Source organism: Erwinia pyri (assembly GCF_030758455.1).
Lineage (GTDB): Bacteria > Pseudomonadota > Gammaproteobacteria > Enterobacterales > Enterobacteriaceae > Erwinia > Erwinia pyri.
Genome location: NZ_CP132353.1, coordinates 4,024,352 through 4,044,641 on the forward strand (window position 1 = coordinate 4,024,352; position 20,290 = coordinate 4,044,641).

A 20,290-nucleotide genomic window follows, 5' to 3' on the forward strand; every position below is an offset into this window, starting at 1 on the left:
TTTATTTGCCCGGAGGGGATATTTTCCGCTTATAGCTGATTTTACAGGCAAAAAAAGGGCCTTCATCAGAAGGCCCTTATTGTTCTTTTTCGCCTGGTTAACGCTGTGGTGCGGCGTCCGGATACATCGCTAACAGACGGCGCGTCACGCCGTTGGTCCAGCCAAATCCATCCTGCAGCGGGTATTCACCGCCGCCTGCCAGTACCGGCGCACGTCCGGCAACGTTATATTTTTCAACCATTTTATGGTGGCGATGGTAGGTTGCACCCACTACCTGCAGCCAGCGGGTGGCAATTTCCTTCGCCAGCAGCTCTTCGCCATAATTGTTGAAGCCCTTGATCGCCATCCACTGCATTGGTGCCCAGCCGTTAGGTCTGTCCCACTGCTCGCCTGTCTCTTCAACTGTGCAGAGCACACCGCCAGGGGCAAGCAGATGCGAACGGATAGCGGCCGCGGTCTGCGTGGCCTGATCCAGGCTCGCCATTCCCACATACAGAGGCGTCACTGAAGCTGCAGAAAACGCACCCTTTTCGCGTTCACGCCAGTTGTAATCGCGGTACAGACCCGCTTCGGCATCCCAGAGATATTTGTCCAGGATCTCACGGCGGCGCACAGCCTTCTGCTGGAAAAGTTCAGCCGTTACCTGGTCTTTCTTCTCCGCCGACAGCCGCGCAATGGTGGTTTCCAGCTTGTAGAGAAACGCATTGAGATCCACCGGCACGATGCTGGTGGTCTGGATACTCTCCAGACGGCCAGGCTCACTCAGCCAGCGTGAGGAGAAGTCCCAGCCAGAGGCAGCCCCTGCGCGCAGGTCACGATAAACCTCGCCGGAAGGACGCGCGGAATTTCTGGCTGTTTCGACATCCTCAATCCACGACTCATCACGCGGCGTATCGCGATCGTCCCAGTAGCGGTTCAGCACCGAGCCGTCAGAGAGCATCACCACGTGGCGATACGCTTCGTTTGGCGTCAGCGACTCCTGGCCATCCATCCAGAACGCATGTTCCCGCTTAAGGTGCTTCAGATAGCGATGCGCTTCATTCACGCCATCCTTCTCAAACAGCTCCACCATCATGGCAAAGACCGGTGGCTGTGAGCGGCTCAGATAGTAAGTCCGGTTGCCGTTCGGAATATGCCCGTAGGTATCGATCATCCAGGCGAAATTGTCCGCCATGTTTTTAAGCAGATCGGTGCGGCCGCTGGCGGCAAAGCCCAGCATGCTGAAGTAAGAGTCCCAGTAATAGGTCTCGCCAAAGCGGCCACCCGGCACCACATAAGGCTCGGGCAACGGCAGCAGCGAAGAGAATTCTGAATGCTTCTCCGGCTGACGGGTTAATACCGGCCACAACGAGTCAATATGCTCACTCATGCTCTTATTGGGATCGGAAACATATCGGCTGTCATGCACCCGCGGCAGATCGAAATTCTCCAGCACAAACGCCAGAAGGTTAAAATCTTCGCGCTCACGCTGAATAAAATAGCGATATAAAATTCTTTCCGGTTCGATTTTCGGTGCGCAGTCCGCAAACGTTTTACTGTCGGTAAATATCCGCGACGTTTGCACTGCCTCAAACAGTTCCTGATAGCGATCGGAAGGCGTCAGGATATCTGGAGCGGGGAGACCGCGAATCGGCTCCGGTTGTGGCTCAATGTTAGCGTCCAGACCAGCTTCGTAGTCATGATAATAAGCTTCAAAGTCAGTCTGATTATTGTCAATGATTAGGTCATTTTGGTTAAAAGTGATAAAAACCTCCTGATGCCAATTGATATCGACAATGTTATCGCTGTAATTTCGAAAGAAGCGCTTAGTATAGTACTCTGGTCTCACAACGCAACCCGCTGTATTTATTACCAGTAATAACACTATATTTCAAAAAATGAATCACTTCCCCGCTCAGTTATATTTTTACGCCTTTATTTATATTTATTCTTATCCACAGACATAAACTGACAGAAATGGGCAGAGGCTGAGAAATTTATTGGTTTAGCGCAGCGGGAAAGGTCACAAAAAAGAGCGGCGAAAGCTGGCCCAGCCCCAGCTGTAGCGCAGAAAAGCAGCAGAGGATGACTTAAGGAAAATTCTTAGCGCGCCTGCCTTTTGTTCATGAGCAAAATTAACCAGGCAAGAACGAAAAGTAAGTAAAAATATTGGCATTTATCATTTACATTATTTTAAAAGAGTCGAATACTGTCTCAGCCAGATCGTCGTGCAGCCCTTGCCACGCCTGGCATCAATAAGTTTATCTGATAGCAAACCAGACACGTTAATTAATAGTTAAGGAACTCTTGTGGCACCGGTAGTAAATAAATCCGCAGCGTTGCACTCGGAAAGTCTTGCTGATGAAGATGACAGTTTAGTTTCCTCCCCCGAAATCGATTCCATCAATAAAACCTATATTACCCGCGGCACGCGTCGCTTTATGCACGCCACGCTGGCACTGTTTTGTGCCGGGCTTTCAACATTTGCCGTCCTCTACTGTGTCCAACCGATCCTTCCTGTCTTCTCCCAGAGCTTTAACCTGACGCCTGCCCAGAGCAGCCTGTCGCTCTCGGTGACCACAGCAATGATGGCGCTGGGTCTGCTGGTGACCGGCCCGCTGTCAGACGCCATCGGGCGGAAATCGGTGATGTCGGTGTCGCTTTTGCTGGCGGCGTTCTTCACCCTGATCTGCGCCATGATGAGTAGCTGGGAAGGCGTGCTGGCGATGCGCGCGCTGACCGGACTTGCCTTAAGCGGCGTTGCTGCGGTGGCCATGACCTGGCTCAGCGAGGAGCTGCATCCCGTCTTCCTCTCCTTTTCGATGGGGCTCTATATCAGCGGCAACTCCATTGGCGGGCTGGTTGGCAGGCTCTCGACAGGGATGCTGGCCGATCACTTTTCCTGGAACGTCTCGCTGTTTGTTGTAGGCCTGTTTGCGCTGGCAGCCGCAGCGCTGTTCTTCCGTCTGCTGCCTCCTTCTCAGCACTTTCGCGCCTGTTCGCTGCGGCCCCATAAGCTGCTGGTAAACTTTATGTTCCAGTGGCGGGATATGGGGCTGCCGATGCTGTTCCTGATCGGGTTCGTGCTGATGGGCAGCTTCGTCACGCTGTTCAACTATGTCAGCTACCGTTTTCTGGCCGCCCCTTTTTCTCTCAGCCAGACGGTGGTTGGTCTGCTCTCAGTGGTTTACCTGACCGGCACCTACAGCTCGCCGCGCGCCGGGATGATGACGGTAAAATATGGTCGCGGCGTCGTCCTGATGGGATCGCTGATGCTGATGCTGACTGGCCTGCTGGCTACCCAGTTCACCACCCTGGTGCTGGTGCTGCCCGGGCTGATGTTGTTTGCGGCGGGCTTTTTTGCTGCGCACTCTGTGGCCAGTAGCTGGGTTGGGCATCGCGCACGTCGTGCCAGAGGCCAGGCTTCCTCTCTCTATCTGTTCTTTTATTATCTCGGCTCCAGCGTTGCGGGCACGCTGGGCGGCGTGTTCTGGCACGGTTGGGGCTGGATGGGCGTCTCGGCATTTGTCGCCGTTATGCTGCTGGGCGGCCTGTGGCTGGCTAACAGGCTGCGCAAGATCCCCGTTCTGGTGAAAAAAGTGCGATAACGTATGGGCGGAGGTGCTCCTCCGCCCTTGCGCCTTCTCCTGCCCTGACGATTTACATCCCTCTGCTCAACCATTAAGCTACCGCCCTGATCAAGCCCAATCCCCTGCCAGCTGCCCTTTTCAGGCCGGGAACTGACTTCAAAGGAGCAGTGATGAGCGACATGGAAAACCTGCATGCCATGGTGATCTTCGCCAAAGTGGTGGAGACGCTCAGCTTTACCGAAGCGGCGAAACTGGTGGGCGTGTCGAAATCCTCCGTCAGTAAAGAGATCGCTGCGCTGGAAGTCCGGCTGGGCACCAAACTGCTGCAACGCACCACCCGTAAAATCGCGGTGACCGAGGTCGGCATGACCTGGTATCACTACTGCGCCCGCATTCTCAGTGAAGTGAAGAGCGCTGACCTGTTTATCCGTCAGTATCATGAAGAGCCAACCGGCAGCCTGCGCGTGGTGGCGCCGGTCACCTTCGGCTGCCAGTGCATAGTGCCGGTGCTTAATCAGTTTGTAGCGAATAACCTGCATGTCAGCGTCGATCTTGACCTCACCGACCGCCCTGTGAATCTGGTGGATGACAATGTGGACCTGGCGATTGTGATCCGGCGCGATCCGCCTGAACATCCCCACGCTACGCCGCTGATGGATATCAGCTGGGGCTTGTATGCCGCGCCTGACTATCTCAGGCGCCACCCGGCGATTACCCAACCGGACGACCTCCCCCGTCACGACTTTGTTCTGTTTCGCGGCCCGGCCCATACGCTTTCGCTGCCTTTTCGTCGTGACAAGCTCAGGCGGGACATTGAGGTGCGCAGCCGCTTTCGCGCCAACAACAGCACTGCGCTGGTCAACTCCGCCATTGCGCAGACCGGCATCGCCTATCTTCCGGCCTATATTGCCAGGGAAGCCGTCAATGAGGGCAGGCTGTGTGCTGTGTTACCCGACTGGGAAATGGATCTCTACAAATCGTGGATCCTGACTAAAAGCGAGAGTCTGATTTCACCGCGCGTCAGGGTGTTTATTGAGGATTTAAAGCAGGCTTTGCAGCAGGAGAGATAAAGGCGGAAGCGCTGTTCCGCCTTTTTAAACTTAGTAGTAGTTACCGTGACGGTAATCCCAGGTGGTAAAGGTGTCTGACAGCATCGACATAATTTTGTCCACATCCAGCCCTTTACGGATCAGTACCGGGCACGGCGTGATATTACGCTCGCCTTTCTGCTCCGGCACCAGTTTGCCCTGATCATCGACCATTGCCACCATCACACCCTGCTCGTAACGGGTTTTCTCAGACTCGTTCGGCTGGATAGATTTTACGTAGTCGTTAGCTTCAATGATCAGGTCAGCCTGCGACTCAATACGCTCGCCGATCCCTTCAACCAGGCCACGGTTGCCTTTGCCTGACGGGTTAGCGGAGCTGGCGAAGGAGAATTTACCGTGGTTTTCCCACAGCTCTTTCGCCAGGTTTTCGCCGGGCACGCCAAACTTGATCACGAAGCAGCTGGTCTGACGGCGATCCATCATCAGCTCTTTGGAACCATCTTCCGGGATGCGGGCCACCGCTTCTTCTTTCCACGGCAGAATGCAGCCTAACAGCACATCCTGATCCCAGTGCTGCTGGTAGAGCGACTCGATTTCCGGGTTCAGCTGCGCCAGCTCTTTCAACTGCTCCAGGGAACCACACAGCACCACGCCCGGCTTGTTACGGTTGCGCTGCTTGGCATCAAACTTACGCTCCAGACCTTTAGCATCTGAGGTCATAATGATGTAGCCCACTTTCGTCGGACAGACGATCATGCCGCCCTCGGCGGACAAAATGTTAACTGCTTCTGGCTGTAAGCCGCCGTTCCAGTGGATAGTTTTATTGCTCATGGTGGCACCTGTTCTCAAAGGTTCAAATTTAGCGGTCAGCGTTGAAGGTAGCACAGCTTTCACCGGCTGGCCCCGAACTGGCCTGTTGCCACCATCCTGCCGTTACCCCACCCGTTACGCAACAGTTATGCACCCGGAAGCATGATTGTTTTCACCAGGAAACAATTGTTGCTTTACGCCCACTCTGGCGAACTTCATCCTCTTCCGCTCCACTCAACTTTTTTAAGTACCCATCCGGAGGCTCTATGCAGCTCGACTTTTTTCAGGAACAGGATAAACCCCTACTCAGGAGCTGGTTTGCCTCGCAGCGCGAGGTGACGCAGTGGGCAGGCCCGGGGGTAGAATGGCCGTTAAGTGACGCCTTCCTGGAGACGCTGCTGGATTCTGCCAGCCAGAAGCCGGCACGTCTGCTGACGTTTGCTGCGCGACAAGAAGAGGATCTGGCAGCAGTGGCGCAGCTTGGATTTGACTGGGATAACCATTTTGCCTGTCTGTGCCGCGTGGTGGTGAACCCCGCACTGCGCGGGCAAAAGCTGGCGGAAAGAATGGGCAGCATGCTGGTTGAGAGCGCCTTTCTGCACCTGCAGCCTGCGGTTGAACGGATTGAGCTTCACGTCTATCCGTTTAATAAGGCAGCGGTAAGGACATATGAAAAACTGGGTTTTGTGCATGAGGGCGTGCGGCGGGCTTGCGTGGCGGTGGGAGATGAACGCTGGGACTGCGCCTTTTACGGCCTGCTGCGCACGGAATATACCGGGCGCGGCGCGGACCTGTCAGCGCAGGAGAAGGTTTTTAGCGCTGACTCTGTTTGATATCAGGCGCGCTAAAAATCCTGGCGGTACGACACTAAAGCAGTGCCGTTCAGACATGGCTGAAACCAGGCCCGCCAGATAGCCTTAACGGCAAGACACCAAAGCAGTGCCGTTAAGGCTTCTCTGACCCTCAGGCTGGGATCAGTTTTTCCGCTTTCAGACGGTCAAACAACGCGATAAAGGCATCGCGGGTACACTGATAGCCCGTAAATCCTGCCTTGCGGCTCTTGCTGATGTCGGTAAACACCTCCATCGGCCGCCCCAGATCGGCGTCGGTATGCCACCAGGAGACCAGCTTGCTGATATCAGCTTCTTTCAGGCCAAACTGTTTTGCAATGGCCTGCCACTCGGCGGGAGCGGCATCCATACGCCCTTCCAGCGGCTGCATTTCGCCCGGGAACGGCGCGGCTTCAATGCCAAAGTAGTCGGCAATCTCACCCCACATCCACTTCCAGCGGAAGACGTCACCGTTCACGACGTTGTAATCCTGATTCTGTGCGGCAGGAGTGGTAGCAGCCCATTCCAGCTGCTGCGCCAGAATATGCGCATCCGTCATATCGGTCACCCCTTCCCACTGCGCCTGTGAACCCGGGAAGACAAATGGCTGCCCGGTTTGCTTGCAGAGGGTCGCATAAACCGCCAGCGTCTGGCCCATGTTCATCGCGTTGCCGAGGGCAAAGCCGATAATGGTGTGCGGGCGGTGAACGCTCCAGGTGTAACCATATTTCTCTGCGCCAGCGAAGAGTTCATCTTCCTGAGCATAATAGAAGTTATCCACTGGCTGACGCCCCTGCTCTTCGCGGAACGGGGTCATCGGCACTGCGCCCTTGCCGTACGCATCGAACGGGCCAAGGTAGTGTTTAAGGCCGGTGATCAGAGCAACATGGCCGCCTTTCAGACGATCGCCCAGCGCTTCTATCACGTTACGTACCATCGCCCCGTTAACGCGAATATTCTCTTTCTCATTAGCCTGACGAGCCCAGGCGCTGAAAAAGACTTTGTCTACGCTGACCCCTTCAAGGGCTTTCTGTACAGAGTCGCTGTCAGTGAGATCGGCGGTAAGCGCCGTACAGCCTGCGGGAACAGCCGTCCGCCCGCGAGACAAGCCATAAACCTCCCACCCTTCACCGGTGAGCTGCTCTGCGAGGGCGGTACCATTAATGCCACTGATACCAACGATGAGTGCGCGCTGTTGCATAACTTGTCTCCTGAAAATGGGCAGACAATAAGCATAATAGAGAAATTAATTCCTATTATGGGTATATTTTCACATCATTTGCGAAATGAAGTCTTAAATCATGATGAACCAGGATCGCCTTAAGGGCATCACCCCCTTTGTTGCCAGCGTGGAACAGGGCAGTTTTACCGCGGCGGCTAAAAGCCTGCATCTGACCAGTTCTGCCGTCAGTAAGAGTGTAGCGCGTCTGGAGGCCCGACTTGGCTCGCAGCTTTTTGAACGCACGACCCGACGCCTGACGCTGACGGATGCAGGGCAGGCGTTTTATGACACCTGTACACGGGTATTAAACGAGCTGTCGGAAGCGGAATCCGTGCTGGCTGCACAGCGCAGCATTCCGGTCGGGCGGCTCCGGCTGGCGGTACCCAATACCTTTGGGCGGATGCGGGTAATGCCTTTACTGAATCAGTTCTGCCTGCAAAATCCAGAGATGCAGATCAACCTCTCATTCTCCGACCGCTTTGTGGATCTCTTTGAAGATGGCATTGATATCGCGGTGAGAATTGGCGGCCCGGCAGAGTACCCCGCTTCGCTGGGTTTTCGTTATCTGGGAAGCGAGAAACTAATCTTTTGTGCCTCTCCCGACTGGATCGCCCGGCAGAGTATGCCCGCTTCTCTGGAGGAGCTGGCATCGCATCGCGCTATCGTTTATGACCGCATTGACGGCAGCACCACTCCCTGGCGCGTGATGTCGCCCGACGGGCGCATAGCCACCCGAACTGTACCGCACCGTATGGCATTAGGTGATGGTGAAGCGCAGGTCGCGGCCGTAGTGGCCGGTCTTGGCGTGGCACAGATGGCAACCTGGCTGATGGAAAAGGAGCTTTCAGGGGGGGAACTGCTGCCCATCCTGCCAGAGCTGGCGGTGGATGGGCTGCCGCTGACCGTGATCTGGCCGCGAAAAAAGCAGCTGACACCCAAAGTCGATGCGCTGCTTTCCGTGCTGAATCAGCTCAGGATTGATTAATTGCTGGCGGGTTTGTTAACGCTTATCCGCCATGGAATACCGAATTTATCCACCAGCGTACCGAATCCCAGCGCCCAGAAGGTCTCTTTCCACGCCATCGTCACCGAGCCGCCTTCGGCAAGGTTGTCGAACCAGCGTTTGCCTTCATCAACATCATGGCTGGAGAGGCTGACGGCAAAGCCGTTGTAGCTTACCGCTTCCGCACTGTCGCTCAGCTGCAGTTCGCCATCGCCGATATGCAGTAATGCATGCATGATTTTATCATCAGCAGGCTGCTCTCCAGCGGGGCTGTTCTGTTTTTCAGGCTGCTGATGCTGGTCAGACGGGACATCTCCCCAGGTCATTTTAAACGCCAGTTTGGCGCCGGTCGCCTGCTGATAAAAGGCCAGAGCTTCTTCGCAGTTGCCAGCAAAATAGAGATAGGGTGAAAGCTGCATAACGTCTCCTTGGTTTGAAAAGGGGGCAAAATTTCAGACTCAGGAGCAAGTGTAGTAGAGGAAAAAAGCAGGGGATCGGAAATCTCGGGAATTGCGTCTGGTTATTTATCCCGTAAGGCCCGGCTGTAGAAATAAAAATGGCCGGATTTCCCGGCCATTGAAGAAGATAAAACGGATGCTGCTGTTTGCCCGGCATCCGTTTTTCGCCCTGCGCGGAACGTATAAAACCGCTGCCGCTATTTGCCCTGCATCAGTTTTTCTGCGTCCGCATTGCCCTGGTCCGGCACCGTTTTACGCACTTTTGCCACATCGCTGGCGCTGACCTGCGCTTTAGCTGTATTGCCCCAGCTGGTGCGGATAAAGTTCACCACATCCGCCACCTGCTGGTCCTTCAGACGCCAGCCGAAAGCGGGCATGGTGATGCTGGAGGGCGCGTCTTTCACGCCGGGCAGCGTAGCGCCGCCAAGCACAATGTGGATCAGAGAGGTAGGATCTTCAGCCTGAACCACAGGATTACCCCGCAGCTCCGGGAAGAAGCGCTGATAGCCGCTGCCGTCGGTTTTATGGCAGGCGGCGCAGCTGTCCACATAGAGAGAGGCACCCGGCTTGCTCTCATCCCCTTGCCACAGCGCTTTCGCTACCCTCTTATCCTCTTTAAAACCAGCCTGATTGGGATCGCGAGCGCCTAACGACTTCAGATAGCGGGCAATAGCGGTGGCATCTTCCGCAGAGAGATGCTGCAGACTGTGCTCCACCACGTCGGTCATGCCGCCAAACACGGCGGTCCGATCGTTGCAGCCGGTACGCAGGAACTGCACAAGATCCTCTTCGCTCCAGCTGCCCAGACCATCCCGGTTGTCGCCACGCAGATTACTGGCAGTCCAGCCATCAATCGGCGCGTTGCTGCCGGAGAGGTAGTCACTGCCTTCGCTGTCGTTGAGCGCTTTTTCCTGCATAGTCAGACTGCGCGGCGTATGGCAGGCACCACAGTGCCCCAGCCCTTCCACCAGATACTGGCCGCGAGCCAGCACGGGATCCTGACCTTTTATCGGCTGGAAGGCCTTCACATCCGGCGCAAATATGCCGCGCCAGACAGCCAGCGGCCAGCGCATAGAGAGCGGCCACATGATGTCGCTCTCCTGATTGGGCTGCTCCACTGGCTTTACGCCATGCATAAAGTAAGCGTACAACGCCCGCATATCGCTGTCGCTGACCACGGCATAGGAGGGATAGGGCATCGCCGGATAGAGCGTGTCGCCATTCTTAGCTACGCCATGACGTACCGCTTTCTGGAAGTCATCATAGCTGTAGTCGCCGATACCGGTTTTCTTGTCGGGGGTAATGTTAGTGGAGTAGATATTGCCAATCGGCGTTGCCATCGACAGGCCACCCGCAAACGGCTCGCCGCCCGCTTTGGTATGGCAGGCCACGCAGTCGCCGGCTCGCGCCAGATATTCACCACGTTGGATCTGCTCTGCGCCGTTATCATCTGCCAGCGCGGCAAAACTCGCCATGCCCAGGAACAGGGCCGGGATCATCTTCATCATCAGGGTTCTCCTTACGCCTGCACCAACGGACCTGGGTTTTTCAGGTACTGTTCACGAATCGCTTTCGCTGACCAGTAGGTCAGAGCCGCCACCATACCGGTTGGGTTATAGCCCAGGCCTTGTGGGAAGGCAGAAGCGCCGGGCACAAAGACGTTCGGCACGTCCCAGCTTTGCAGATAGCGGTTCACCGCGCTGGTTTTGGGATCTTCCCCCATGATCGCGCCGCCGTTCATATGCGTGGTCTGGTAGACCGTGGTGTCGAAATGGGTGCCTGGCTTTTTCGGTGAGCCGCTGATCAGCTTCGGGTTCATCGCTTCGGCAATTTTGTGCATCCGATCGTGCATGAACTGCGACATTTTGATGTCGTTATCCTGCCAGTCGAAAGTCATACGCAGCAGTGGCTGACCAAACGCATCCTTGTAGTTGGGATCGAGGTCCAGATAGTTGTTGCGGTAAGACTGATGGGCGCCGTGGGCATCCATCGACACATGATGGGTATAGTGATCGGCTACTGCCGCTTTCCACTTGCTGCCCCAGTTTGGCGTGCCCGGAGGCGTCGGCAGCCCGGAGACAGGCTTCACGCCCGCCTGGTTGACCCAGAAAGGGGACCCGCCGACAAAACCATATTTACCGTGGTCGAAGTTATCCGCATTGAAGTCATCCACGCCCACGCCCGCGCCGCCCGCGCCAATAAAGTTATTGGTGAAAACATCTTTATCGAAGAACGCTTTGATGGTGGAGATGTTCTGATAGGCGAAGTTACGCCCTACGGTACCCTCATTGGTCACCGGATCGTAAGGCTTACCAATGCCGGAGAGCAGCATCAGATGCACGTTGTGGAACTGGAAGGCGGAGAGGATCACCAGGTCCGCAGGCTGTTCGATCTCACGGCCCAGCGCATCGACGTAAGTCACGCCGGTAGCGCGCTTTTTGTCGGCGGTGAGGTTAACGCGCAGGACATTGGCGTTTTCACGCAGTTCGAACTTCGCTTCCTGACGCAGGGAAGGCAGCACGTTTACGTTTGGCGAGGCTTTGGAATACATATAGCAGGCGTAGCCGCTGCAGTAGCCACAGAAGTTACACGGCCCCATCTGCGCGCCATAGGTGTTGGTATAGGGGCCAGAGGTGTTGGCGGAGGGCAGATCGTAAGGGTGATAGCCCACCTTTTCTGCCGCCTGAGCAAACATCTGGGCAGAGAAGGTGCGTTTCTGCGCAGGCAACGGGAATTTGTCTGAACGGTCTGGCGCAAACGGGTTGCCTTTGCCCTGCCCAATCACTTTCCCTTTCACGCTCCATTCTGAACCTGAGGTACCAAAGACTTTTTCCGCTTTGTCGAAAAACGGCTCAAGCTCGTCGTAAGTGACGCCAAAGTCCTGAATGGTCATGCCTGCGGGGATAAAGTTTTTGCCGTAGCGCTCTTCATAATGGCTGCGCATCCGCAGTTCGATCGGATCGACGCGGAAATGGACGCCGGACCAGTGCAGGCCAGCGCCGCCGGTGCCGGTGCCGGGCAGAAACGCGGCAAGCTGACGGTAAGGCTGGGCCGTCTGCGCCGCATTGTGACGGATAGTCACGGTGCTTTTCGACAGATCCTGGAACAGCTTTTTACGGATGTTATAGGTCAGCTCGTCAATCACCTGCGGGTAAGCGCCATCAGGATAGGTGTCGCGATGCGGGCCGCGCTCCAGCGCCACCACGTTCAGCCCTGCTTCGGTCAGCTCTTTAGCCATGATCGATCCTGCCCAGCCGAAACCGACGATCACCGCATCCACTTTTTTCATTTCATTTGCCATGATTATGCTCTTTCCCCACGAATCGATACCGGCGGGAACGGATAGCGCTCGCCACGTTCAACCCAGTCCATAAAGTCCGCACGTGCGCCCGGGAAGCCAATCAGCGTCCAGCCAACCATGCCCTGATTGCCGCCGTGGATCGGATCGCTGAAGAAACCTTCACGGGTATTCTGCAGCAGGAAGGTAAAGAACACGTTTGCCGGAACCTGCTTAAACGCCACGCTTCCCGCTTCAAACGCCTGCAGCAGCGCATCCTGCTGGTCGCCGCTGAGTCTGGCGAAGACGTTGCCATGCCGGGCTTTTGCCACGGCATCGGCATCTTCCAGGCCAAGACGGTAAATCTGACGTGGCACTAAGGGATACTGGAACCCCAGCTCTTTATCCGCATCGGGGTGGAACGGTCCCTGCATATACCAGTTGGAGCCGGTGGCATAAGGGGTGTTCATCTGGCGGTCAATATATTCCGGTACGCCCGCTTCCAGCGCGCCCGGACCGCGTTCGTCAGCCGGGATCAGACGGGCAACGGCCGCCTGGATAAAGGCATACTCTTCTGGTGTGAACCAGACAGGCTGGTAATCACGCGCTTTCTGTGGGCCTGCGGGGGCGGTCTCTTTTGCGGCGGCCGGTACGGGGGCGGTCAGAGCGCCAAGGCCAGTGCTGCCAATCGCTACAGCGGGGGCGAGGGTAATGGTTTTCAGCAAAAAGTCCCGGCGGGAACTTCCTGTTTTTTCATTCGACATTGAGATTGCCTTATCAAACTTACGCCTGGTGTTACGGCTAAGGATTCACGGTTGCTTGCGGTCATTATTTTTTTGAGCAGGGCGGATAACGGGGTTACCGCGCAAATGTTACCGGTAACAATGGCGCGCAGTTTAACAGGTCTTTTAGCAAAAATTTAGCGACAGGAAACAAAATGGCACAAAATCATTAACAAAGAAGGCGATTGAGCCAGTAAATACAGTGCTTAAGCCTTAGGATGATGAGTTACTGCACTGTAATAACGAGGTTAATAATTAAATGAGTGAAGTCATATCCACAGGGATGCCTCCGTACCAGCTGGTTAATAACGGCAGACTTTCAGAACGTATTGATGCCCTCCCCGCTTCTGCCGGTCTCTGGCGCTTTATCGCCCTGCTCTCGCTGGGCGGCTTCTTCGAGCTTTACGATCTGTTCCAGACGGGTTACATCAGCGGCGGCCTGGTAGCGGAGAATATTTTTCACCTCGGTACGCTGGGAGTGTTTGGCATTTCCGATCAGGCGGCTTTTGCTTCCTCTACTTTTCTTGGCTTATTTATCGGGGCGAGCCTGCTGGCGCCTTACGCCGACCGCTTTGGTCGTCGCCTGACCTTTATGTGCGCGCTGGCCTGGTACGGCTTCTTTTCCCTGCTGATGGCGTTTCAGCATCAGGCTGAATGGATTATTTTTTTCCGCCTGCTGGTGGGGGTTGGACTGGGTATTGAGCTTGTCACTATCGACACCTACCTGACGGAATCGGTGCCGAGCTATTTGCGTAGCAGAGCCTTTGCTTTCGCCTTTTTTGTGCAGTTCCTGTCGGTACCCGCCGTGGCGCTGATGTCGTGGTGGCTGGTGCCGCAGACTATTTTGGGGTTAACCGGCTGGCGCTGGGTGGTGATCGCCGGTGCGCTCTGCTCGCTGGTGATCTGGATCATCCGTAAAAATCTGCCTGAGTCGCCCCGCTGGCTGGCGCAGCAGGGGCGCCATCTGGAAGCACATCAGGGCGTCACCCGCATGGAGCTACGCTGTGGAAAACCCTCCACCGAACCTGCGCCGGATGCTATTGATACCGGTGAAATCATTCAGCAAAAAGGCCGCTTTCGCGATATCTGGCGGCCAGAATATCGTCAGCGCACGCTGATGCTGGTGGTGATGAATATCTTCCAGGCGATAGGCTTTTTCGGCTTCGGTAACTGGCTTCCGGCGCTGCTCTCGGGCAAAGGCACCAGCATCACCCACAGCCTGCTGTACGCTTTTTTTATCACGCTTGCCTATCCGTTGGGTTCACTGATCTGCAGCCGCTATGCCGACAAAATCGAGAATAAATGGCAAATTGTCTTTGCCTCCCTGATGACTGTGGTGTTCGGCACGCTGTTCGCTTTGCTGAGTAATCCCATCCTGCTTATCGTGTGTGGCTTCTGCATTACTTACTCCAACGCCTGGCTGACCTACAGCTATCACGCCTATCAGACGGAAGTGTTCCCGACGTTTATTCGGGCGCGCGCCGTGGGCTTCTGTTATTCGTTCAGCCGCCTCTCTACCGTGTTCAGCAGCATTCTTATCGGCCTGATCCTGCAGGTGGCGGGAACGCCGGGAGTGATTGCCTTTATCGTGGTCAGCATGCTGATTGTGATGCTGGTGATTGGTCTGTTTGGGCCAAAGACGCGCGGCCTTGACCCGGAGAAGATCTGAGAGAAACCAGCCGGTACCGGCTGGTTTTCGTTACTTATCTGAAAGCGAATCTTGCGTGAAATGCAGGTCAGCCGTGCCCGGCGGCGCTGCCGTTCCCATTACCCCGGCGCTATCATGCCGATCGGGGGAGTGCTGCGCAAAACGTTCTGCAGGGTGGAACACCTTCAGGCGGGTCTCCGGAGGCTGCGGGCGGCCAAAGAAGTAGCCCTGGAACAGGGTGCAGCCCTCGCTTTTTAACTGCTCAAATTGTTCGCTGCTTTCCACCCCTTCTGCGGTGATCTGAATATCCAGACTGCGGCTCATTCCGGTGATGGCGCGAATAATCGCCAGCGCCTCGCGACTCTCCTTCATGTCGTTGATAAAGGACTTATCAATTTTTATCTTATCGAACGGGAAGGATCGCAGGTAGCTGAGCGACGAATAGCCGGTGCCGAAGTCATCCAGCGCAATCCGCACCCCTAATGCCTTTAATTTTTGCAGCGTGCGGATGTTTACCAGCGTGTTGTCCAGCAGCACGGACTCGGTTATCTCCACTTCAAGGCGATGCGGTTCCAGCCCCGACTCCTTCAGCGCTGCCTCAACTACTGAGACCAGCGAGCTGTTTTTGAACTGCAGCGGCGAAAGGTTGACCGCCACGCTCTGATGCGCAGGCCAGCCTGCCGCCTCCCGGCACGCCTCATACAGCGCATAAGCGCCAAGGCTGTGGATCAGGCCGGTCTCCTCCGCAATTGGTATAAACTCCAGCGGCATAATCAGCCCTTTCACCGGATGATGCCAGCGCATCAGCGCTTCATAGCCGATGATTTCACGACCATGGTTATTGGTGATGGGCTGATAGTAGAGCCGCAGATGCTTACTGGTGATCGCCTCACGCAGATCGTTTTCAATCAGCCTGCGCAGGCTGGCGGCTTCACCCATCTCTACGGAGAAGTGCTCAAACCGGTTGCGCCCGTTACGCTTCGCTTCATAAAGCGCCATATCGGCACAGCGCAGCAACTGCTCCGGCGTGGTGAGTTCGCGGCCACCGATAGCGATACCGATACTCAGGCCGACCGAGAGGTTATGGCCGTCAACGTTGAAGGGCGCGCGGATCACTTCAATCAGCCGGCGGGCTACCGCTTCAGCCTCTTTCTGGTGCGAAAGCGAGGGGAGCACAATGGAGAATTCATCGCCACCGTTACGGGCCAGCGTGTCAACATCCCGCAATACGCCCCGTAACCGGCTGGCGACCGCACGCAGCAGATCGTCCCCTACCTGATGACCGAGGGCATCGTTAACGTTTTTGAAGTTATCGAGATCCAGACCCAGCGTGGCGGTCAGCTTGCCCATCTCCCGGTCTTGCCGCAGCGCTTCATTAAGCCGCTGGCTGAACAGGACGCGGTTGGGCAGGCTGGTCAGGTTGTCGTGATGCGCCATATGATGAATGCGGGCATCCGCCGCCCGCTGGTCGGTGACATCATCCGCAATCAGCAGGACATAATTATTGCGCGCATCGTTACCGCGAATGATAGAGGCAGAGGCAGAGATAATCCGCTCTCCGCCGCGGGTATTTAACAGCTGTTCGTTTTTATGCAGCCCCTCATTACGCTGCGCCGCTGAGGAGAGCTGGGCGAAATATTCACCCATTTCTGGCGTCAGGCACTCAACAAGCTTTTTGCCGTTGACCTGATTCTGCGACAGGCCAAGCAGCTGCTCTGCCTTGTTGTTTATCAGCAGGATCTCTCTGGAGACCACATCCTCCACAATCACCAAAGAGGGGATGTTGGCGATGATGGTATCGAGGAATTTAGAGAGCGAAGCCATTTTAGTGCTGTTCTGTTCGGCGAGATCTTTCGCCCGCAGGATCTGCTGCTCATACTCGCGCACTTCGGTACAGTCACGAGTGATCTTGGCATAACCCAGCAGCTGGCCCTTTTCATTACGGATGGCATCTATCACCACATGTGCCCAGAACGCACTGCCATCTTTACGATAGCGCCAGCCCTGATCGTTAAAACGACCGGTGGTTTCGGCCAGTTTCAGGTTAGTTTCAGGCAGGCGTGCCAGCCGGTCCTGTGCGCTATAGAAGCAGGAGAAATGTTTGCCCACGATTTCGTCGGCGGTGTAACCCTTGGCGCGGTGCGCGCCAGCGTTCCAGTTAACCACCATTCCCTTAGGGTCCAGCATATAGATGGCGTAATCGGTGACGCCTTCCACCAGCAGACGGAAAACCTGCTCACGTTCGCGCTGCTCATCCAGCAGCCGCTGCTGCTCTGTGCAGTCACGGGTGATCTTGGCGTAGCCGATCAGCCTGCCGTCGTCGTCATGCACCGCGTCAATCACCACATGCGCAAGGAAGGAGCTGCCATCCTTACGATAACGCAGCCCCTGCTCTTCAAAACGTCCGGTGCGATAAGCGGTTTTCAGGTTGGCTTCCGGCACTTTGGCCAGCCTCTCCTGAGTGCTGTAAAACACAGAGAAATGTTTGCCGACGATCTCGTCTGCGGTATAGCCTTTGGAACGCTTTGCGCCAGCGTTCCAGTTGACGACGTGGCCATCCGGGTCAAGCATATAGATGGCGTAGTCCGTGACGCCCTCCACCAGCAGACGAAATTTTTGCTCCTGCGCGCGCTGCTCTGCCTGCAAGGCTTTCTGCTCTGTGCAGTCGCGGGTGATTTTGGCGAAGCCGATCACCGTGCCATCTTCAGCATACACGGCATCAATGATCACGTGCGCCCAGAACGCGCTGCCATCTTTGCGGTAGCGCCAGCCCTCCACTTCGTAACGCCCCGTTCTGGCGGCGGTGGCAAGGCCTTGCTCAGGCAGCCCTTTAGCGCGATCCTCCGCGCTGTAGAAGGTGGAAAAATTCTTGCCGATAATCTCTTCCGGCAAATAGCCTTTGGCTCGTTGCGCACCCGCATTCCAGTTGGCTACAGTGCCATCCGGTTTGAGCATGTAAATTGCGTAGTCAATTACGCTCTGCACCAGTAACCGGTACATCACATCGCTATTTTCTGTCATGGTCTTTTTCGCCTGGTTGCTGAGGACGTTATGGGCTTTTGCTGATACGTCACCAGCTTTCAACTGCGTCAGGGCCTGACGCCAGGAGGCTTAACGCTGCCTCAGTTCTGCAGGCCGCCTGTTTTTTCTAAGAAAAATCTTAATAGCTATAGACTGAAAGGCGCAATAATTTCAAGAGATTTCCTTTTCTCCGTCAGAGGTTCTTTTCTCTATATCGGCATTGTTTAAAAATTATTCAGCATTTATTTAACACTGACACTTATCGAAACAACCGCGATAAGATTGTTCACAGTAAAAAGCGTTATAAAAAAGAGCACACTTTCTGGAGTCATTATGTTCAAATCTTTTTTCCCCCGACCGGGGCTGTTTTTTGGCAGTGTCGTGCTCTGGAGCGCCCTGGCTATTTTGTTCTGGTTTGCCGGCGCCAGTAACTGGATCGCTCATTTTCCCGCCTTTGCCGCCAACGCCCACCAGCCGCTACCGAATAATGCCTGGCGTTTTATCGCGCCATCCGCGCTGGCCTTTTATCTCTACTATCTGGCGGTCACCGCGCTCTTTTACGCCTTCTGGGCCATTGTCAGCCCGCACCCCTGGCAGCGCTGGTCCGTTCTGGGTTCCGCGCTGATTATTTTCGCCACCTGGTTTTCAGTGCAGGTGAGCGTGGCGGTAAACGCCTGGTATGAACCTTTCTATGATCTGATTCAGAAGGCGATGTCGCATCCCAATACCATCAGCATTGAAGCGTTTTATGTGCAGCTGCAGGGGTTTTTGAGCATTGCGATGATTGCGGTGGTCGTAGGCGTGCTGAATATGTTCTTTGTCAGTCACTACATCTTTCGCTGGCGCACGGCGATGAACAACTACTACATGGAGCACTGGCCGGAGTTGCGGGGCATTGAAGGTGCTGCACAGCGTGTGCAGGAAGATACCATGCGATTCTCCTCCACGCTTGAGGATATGGGCACCAGCTTTATCAACTCCATTATGCTGCTGATCGCTTTCCTGCCGGTACTTGTGGCCCTCTCAGTGCATGTGAAAACCATCCCGATTCTGGGCAGTATTCCCTATTCACTGGTGATTGCGGCGCTGCTGTGGGCAGTGCTGGGAACCGGCCTGCTGGCGGTGATCGGCATTAAGCTGCCGGGACTGGAGTTCCGCAATCAGCGGGTAGAGGCGGCTTACCGTAAAGAGCTGGTCTATGGTGAAGACGATCCCCATCGCGCCCGTCCGCCAACCGTTCGCGAACTGTTTTCCAACGTGCGCAGGAACTATTTCCGCCTCTATTTCCACTATCTCTACTTCAATATTGCCCGCATTCTTTATCTGCAGCTTGATGCCGTATTCAGCCTCTTTGTGCTGTTCCCGTCGATTGTGACCGGGGCAATTACGCTTGGGTTGCTGACACAGATAACTAACGTCTTCGATCAGGTTCGCGGCTCGTTCCAGTATCTGATTAACTCCTGGACGACGCTGGTAGAACTGCTGTCGATCTACAAACGTCTGCGCAGTTTTGAACGGACGCTCGACAGTTTACCCGACCCGCAAGATGCCACGGTGGAGTAAGGGTCAGGCTGTAAAAAAAGCCCCATTCGGGGCTATTAAAATGATTGATTGGCTTAATGTCGGATCTGCGCAAGGTCATCCGCGGACAGGCCGGTCATTTTCATGATGGTATTGCGGTCGAGGCCGTTCTGCAGCATGGTGCGAGCGATTTTCAGAGTGGCCTCACGCTCACCTTTTTCAATACCTCGCTGTTCACCAAGCTCAATGCCTTCCGCGCGGCCTTTTTCAATACCTTTCTGTTCAAGTTGCTGTGCAATGGTCATCAGTGCGTCTCCGTGTTGTGGCACCCGCTGTGCCAGTTCGCGAACGAAAGCTTCGTAGTCAGCTGACTCACCTGCCTGCAGTAAATAGTGTATCAGCGCCGTTACCTGTGGTGAAGAAAGATAATCTGCCATCAGTAACGTGGCCAGACGATCGGTTAGAGTTGCAATGTCGCGCTGATGAATATGTTTTTGTAACAGAGTCAGCGCGGCCATGCTGCGATGGGTCATGATTTCGTCATCCGGCATGACTGTCACGTCAACCAGGGGAAAGGCGCTTCCATAAAGCCTTTCCGCCAGCGCCGGATCGTCGAACTCGTCAAACCAGCGTGTTGAATAAGGATAGGGGCTGCGCTTGCCGGTATAAAACAGCACAGGTATTACCAACGGCAGCTTTTTATGACCCGTCTCAAGGTGACGCTGCATCGCGGCGACCGCATAGCGGATCAGGCGAAAGGCCATATGCCTGTCAGGCGTGGACTGGTGTTCAATCAGGACGTGAATATAGCCGTCGCCAGCTGAGGTTTTGAGGCTGTAAAGCACGTCACTGAAATACTGGCGCAGGTCATCCTCAACAAAGGAGCCGGATTCCAGTTTCAGGGTGCTGAGATCGCAGATAGCACGCAGTTCTGCTGGCAGATGCAGTTGCATAAAATCCCGAGCTATATCCGGCTGCGTCAGGAACTGGCGAAAGGTAGCGTCATGGGGCGTAGGGTTGCTTTTCTTTTTCATCGATTCAGTCTCTGAAATCTGAAGTGATGATATCACAGCTGAAGGGCGATATATCGGACGCATACA

The 20,290-nt window shown here is 55.3% G+C and carries 15 protein-coding genes; 6 read left to right on the top strand and 9 right to left on the bottom strand.

What is annotated here, in order from left to right:
- Window positions 1-97: 97 nt before the first annotated feature.
- Window positions 98-1,864, bottom strand: coding sequence for an alpha,alpha-trehalase (locus tag Q3V30_RS19100; RefSeq protein ID WP_306208486.1), 1,767 nt, complete (start codon window positions 1,862-1,864; stop codon window positions 98-100).
- Window positions 1,865-2,288: 424 nt separating this feature from the next.
- On the opposite strand from Q3V30_RS19100, the gene Q3V30_RS19105 reads away from it, so the two are divergent.
- Window positions 2,289-3,587, top strand: a complete 1,299-nt coding sequence (locus tag Q3V30_RS19105; protein ID WP_306208488.1) for an MFS transporter — start codon at window positions 2,289-2,291, stop codon at window positions 3,585-3,587.
- Between the two features lie 152 nt (window positions 3,588-3,739).
- Window positions 3,740-4,639, top strand: a complete 900-nt coding sequence (locus Q3V30_RS19110; protein ID WP_306208490.1) for a LysR family transcriptional regulator — start codon at window positions 3,740-3,742, stop codon at window positions 4,637-4,639.
- Between the two features lie 30 nt (window positions 4,640-4,669).
- On the opposite strand, the gene Q3V30_RS19115 is transcribed toward Q3V30_RS19110, so the two are convergent.
- Entirely contained in the window at window positions 4,670-5,449 is a 780-nt protein-coding gene (locus tag Q3V30_RS19115; protein ID WP_306208492.1) for an L-threonylcarbamoyladenylate synthase, read from the bottom strand.
- Between the two features lie 245 nt (window positions 5,450-5,694).
- Between Q3V30_RS19115 and Q3V30_RS19120 the strand changes: the two genes are divergently transcribed.
- On the top strand, window positions 5,695-6,261 hold the full coding sequence (locus tag Q3V30_RS19120) for a GNAT family N-acetyltransferase (protein WP_306208494.1): 567 nt from the start codon (window positions 5,695-5,697) through the stop codon (window positions 6,259-6,261).
- A gap of 130 nt (window positions 6,262-6,391) precedes the next feature.
- Here the strand turns inward: Q3V30_RS19120 and Q3V30_RS19125 are convergent, their stop codons facing one another.
- Window positions 6,392-7,459: an SDR family oxidoreductase gene (locus tag Q3V30_RS19125; RefSeq protein WP_306208496.1), complete on the bottom strand. Its 1,068-nt coding sequence runs from the start codon at window positions 7,457-7,459 to the stop codon at window positions 6,392-6,394.
- Between the two features lie 100 nt (window positions 7,460-7,559).
- Here Q3V30_RS19125 and Q3V30_RS19130 point away from each other — a divergent pair, with 100 nt between their 5' ends.
- Window positions 7,560-8,465: a LysR family transcriptional regulator gene (locus Q3V30_RS19130; protein ID WP_428979218.1), complete on the top strand. Its 906-nt coding sequence runs from the start codon at window positions 7,560-7,562 to the stop codon at window positions 8,463-8,465.
- On the opposite strand, the gene yjdN is transcribed toward Q3V30_RS19130, so the two are convergent.
- The 4 genes from yjdN to Q3V30_RS19150 form a co-directional block, all read right to left on the bottom strand.
- Window positions 8,462-8,902: a VOC family metalloprotein YjdN gene (gene yjdN / locus Q3V30_RS19135; protein ID WP_306208497.1), complete on the bottom strand. Its 441-nt coding sequence runs from the start codon at window positions 8,900-8,902 to the stop codon at window positions 8,462-8,464. The two genes, Q3V30_RS19130 and yjdN, sit on opposite strands and share 4 nt — an antisense overlap.
- A 236-nt stretch (window positions 8,903-9,138) precedes the next feature.
- Window positions 9,139-10,449, bottom strand: a complete 1,311-nt coding sequence (locus Q3V30_RS19140; RefSeq protein ID WP_306208499.1) for a c-type cytochrome — start codon at window positions 10,447-10,449, stop codon at window positions 9,139-9,141.
- Window positions 10,450-10,460: 11 nt separating this feature from the next.
- Window positions 10,461-12,242, bottom strand: a complete 1,782-nt coding sequence (locus Q3V30_RS19145; protein WP_306208501.1) for a GMC family oxidoreductase — start codon at window positions 12,240-12,242, stop codon at window positions 10,461-10,463.
- Between the two features lie 2 nt (window positions 12,243-12,244).
- Window positions 12,245-12,982 carry a gluconate 2-dehydrogenase subunit 3 family protein gene (locus tag Q3V30_RS19150; RefSeq protein ID WP_306208503.1) on the bottom strand — a complete coding sequence of 246 codons (738 nt, stop codon included), beginning with the start codon at window positions 12,980-12,982 and terminating at the stop codon, window positions 12,245-12,247.
- Between the two features lie 277 nt (window positions 12,983-13,259).
- Here Q3V30_RS19150 and Q3V30_RS19155 point away from each other — a divergent pair, with 277 nt between their 5' ends.
- The gene (locus tag Q3V30_RS19155) at window positions 13,260-14,669 is read left to right on the top strand and encodes an MFS transporter (protein WP_306208504.1); all 1,410 of its coding nucleotides are present in this window, start codon (window positions 13,260-13,262) and stop codon (window positions 14,667-14,669) included.
- A gap of 30 nt (window positions 14,670-14,699) precedes the next feature.
- Here Q3V30_RS19155 and Q3V30_RS19160 read toward each other — a convergent pair whose 3' ends face one another.
- The gene (locus Q3V30_RS19160) at window positions 14,700-17,669 is read right to left on the bottom strand and encodes a sensor domain-containing protein (RefSeq protein WP_306208506.1); all 2,970 of its coding nucleotides are present in this window, start codon (window positions 17,667-17,669) and stop codon (window positions 14,700-14,702) included.
- Window positions 17,670-18,002: 333 nt separating this feature from the next.
- Here Q3V30_RS19160 and sbmA point away from each other — a divergent pair, with 333 nt between their 5' ends.
- Entirely contained in the window at window positions 18,003-19,232 is a 1,230-nt protein-coding gene (sbmA, locus tag Q3V30_RS19165) for a peptide antibiotic transporter SbmA (protein WP_306208509.1), read from the top strand.
- 53 nt (window positions 19,233-19,285) lie between these two features.
- Here sbmA and Q3V30_RS19170 read toward each other — a convergent pair whose 3' ends face one another.
- On the bottom strand, window positions 19,286-20,224 hold the full coding sequence (locus Q3V30_RS19170; RefSeq protein ID WP_306208511.1) for an Rpn family recombination-promoting nuclease/putative transposase: 939 nt from the start codon (window positions 20,222-20,224) through the stop codon (window positions 19,286-19,288).
- Between the last annotated feature and the right edge of the window lie 66 nt (window positions 20,225-20,290).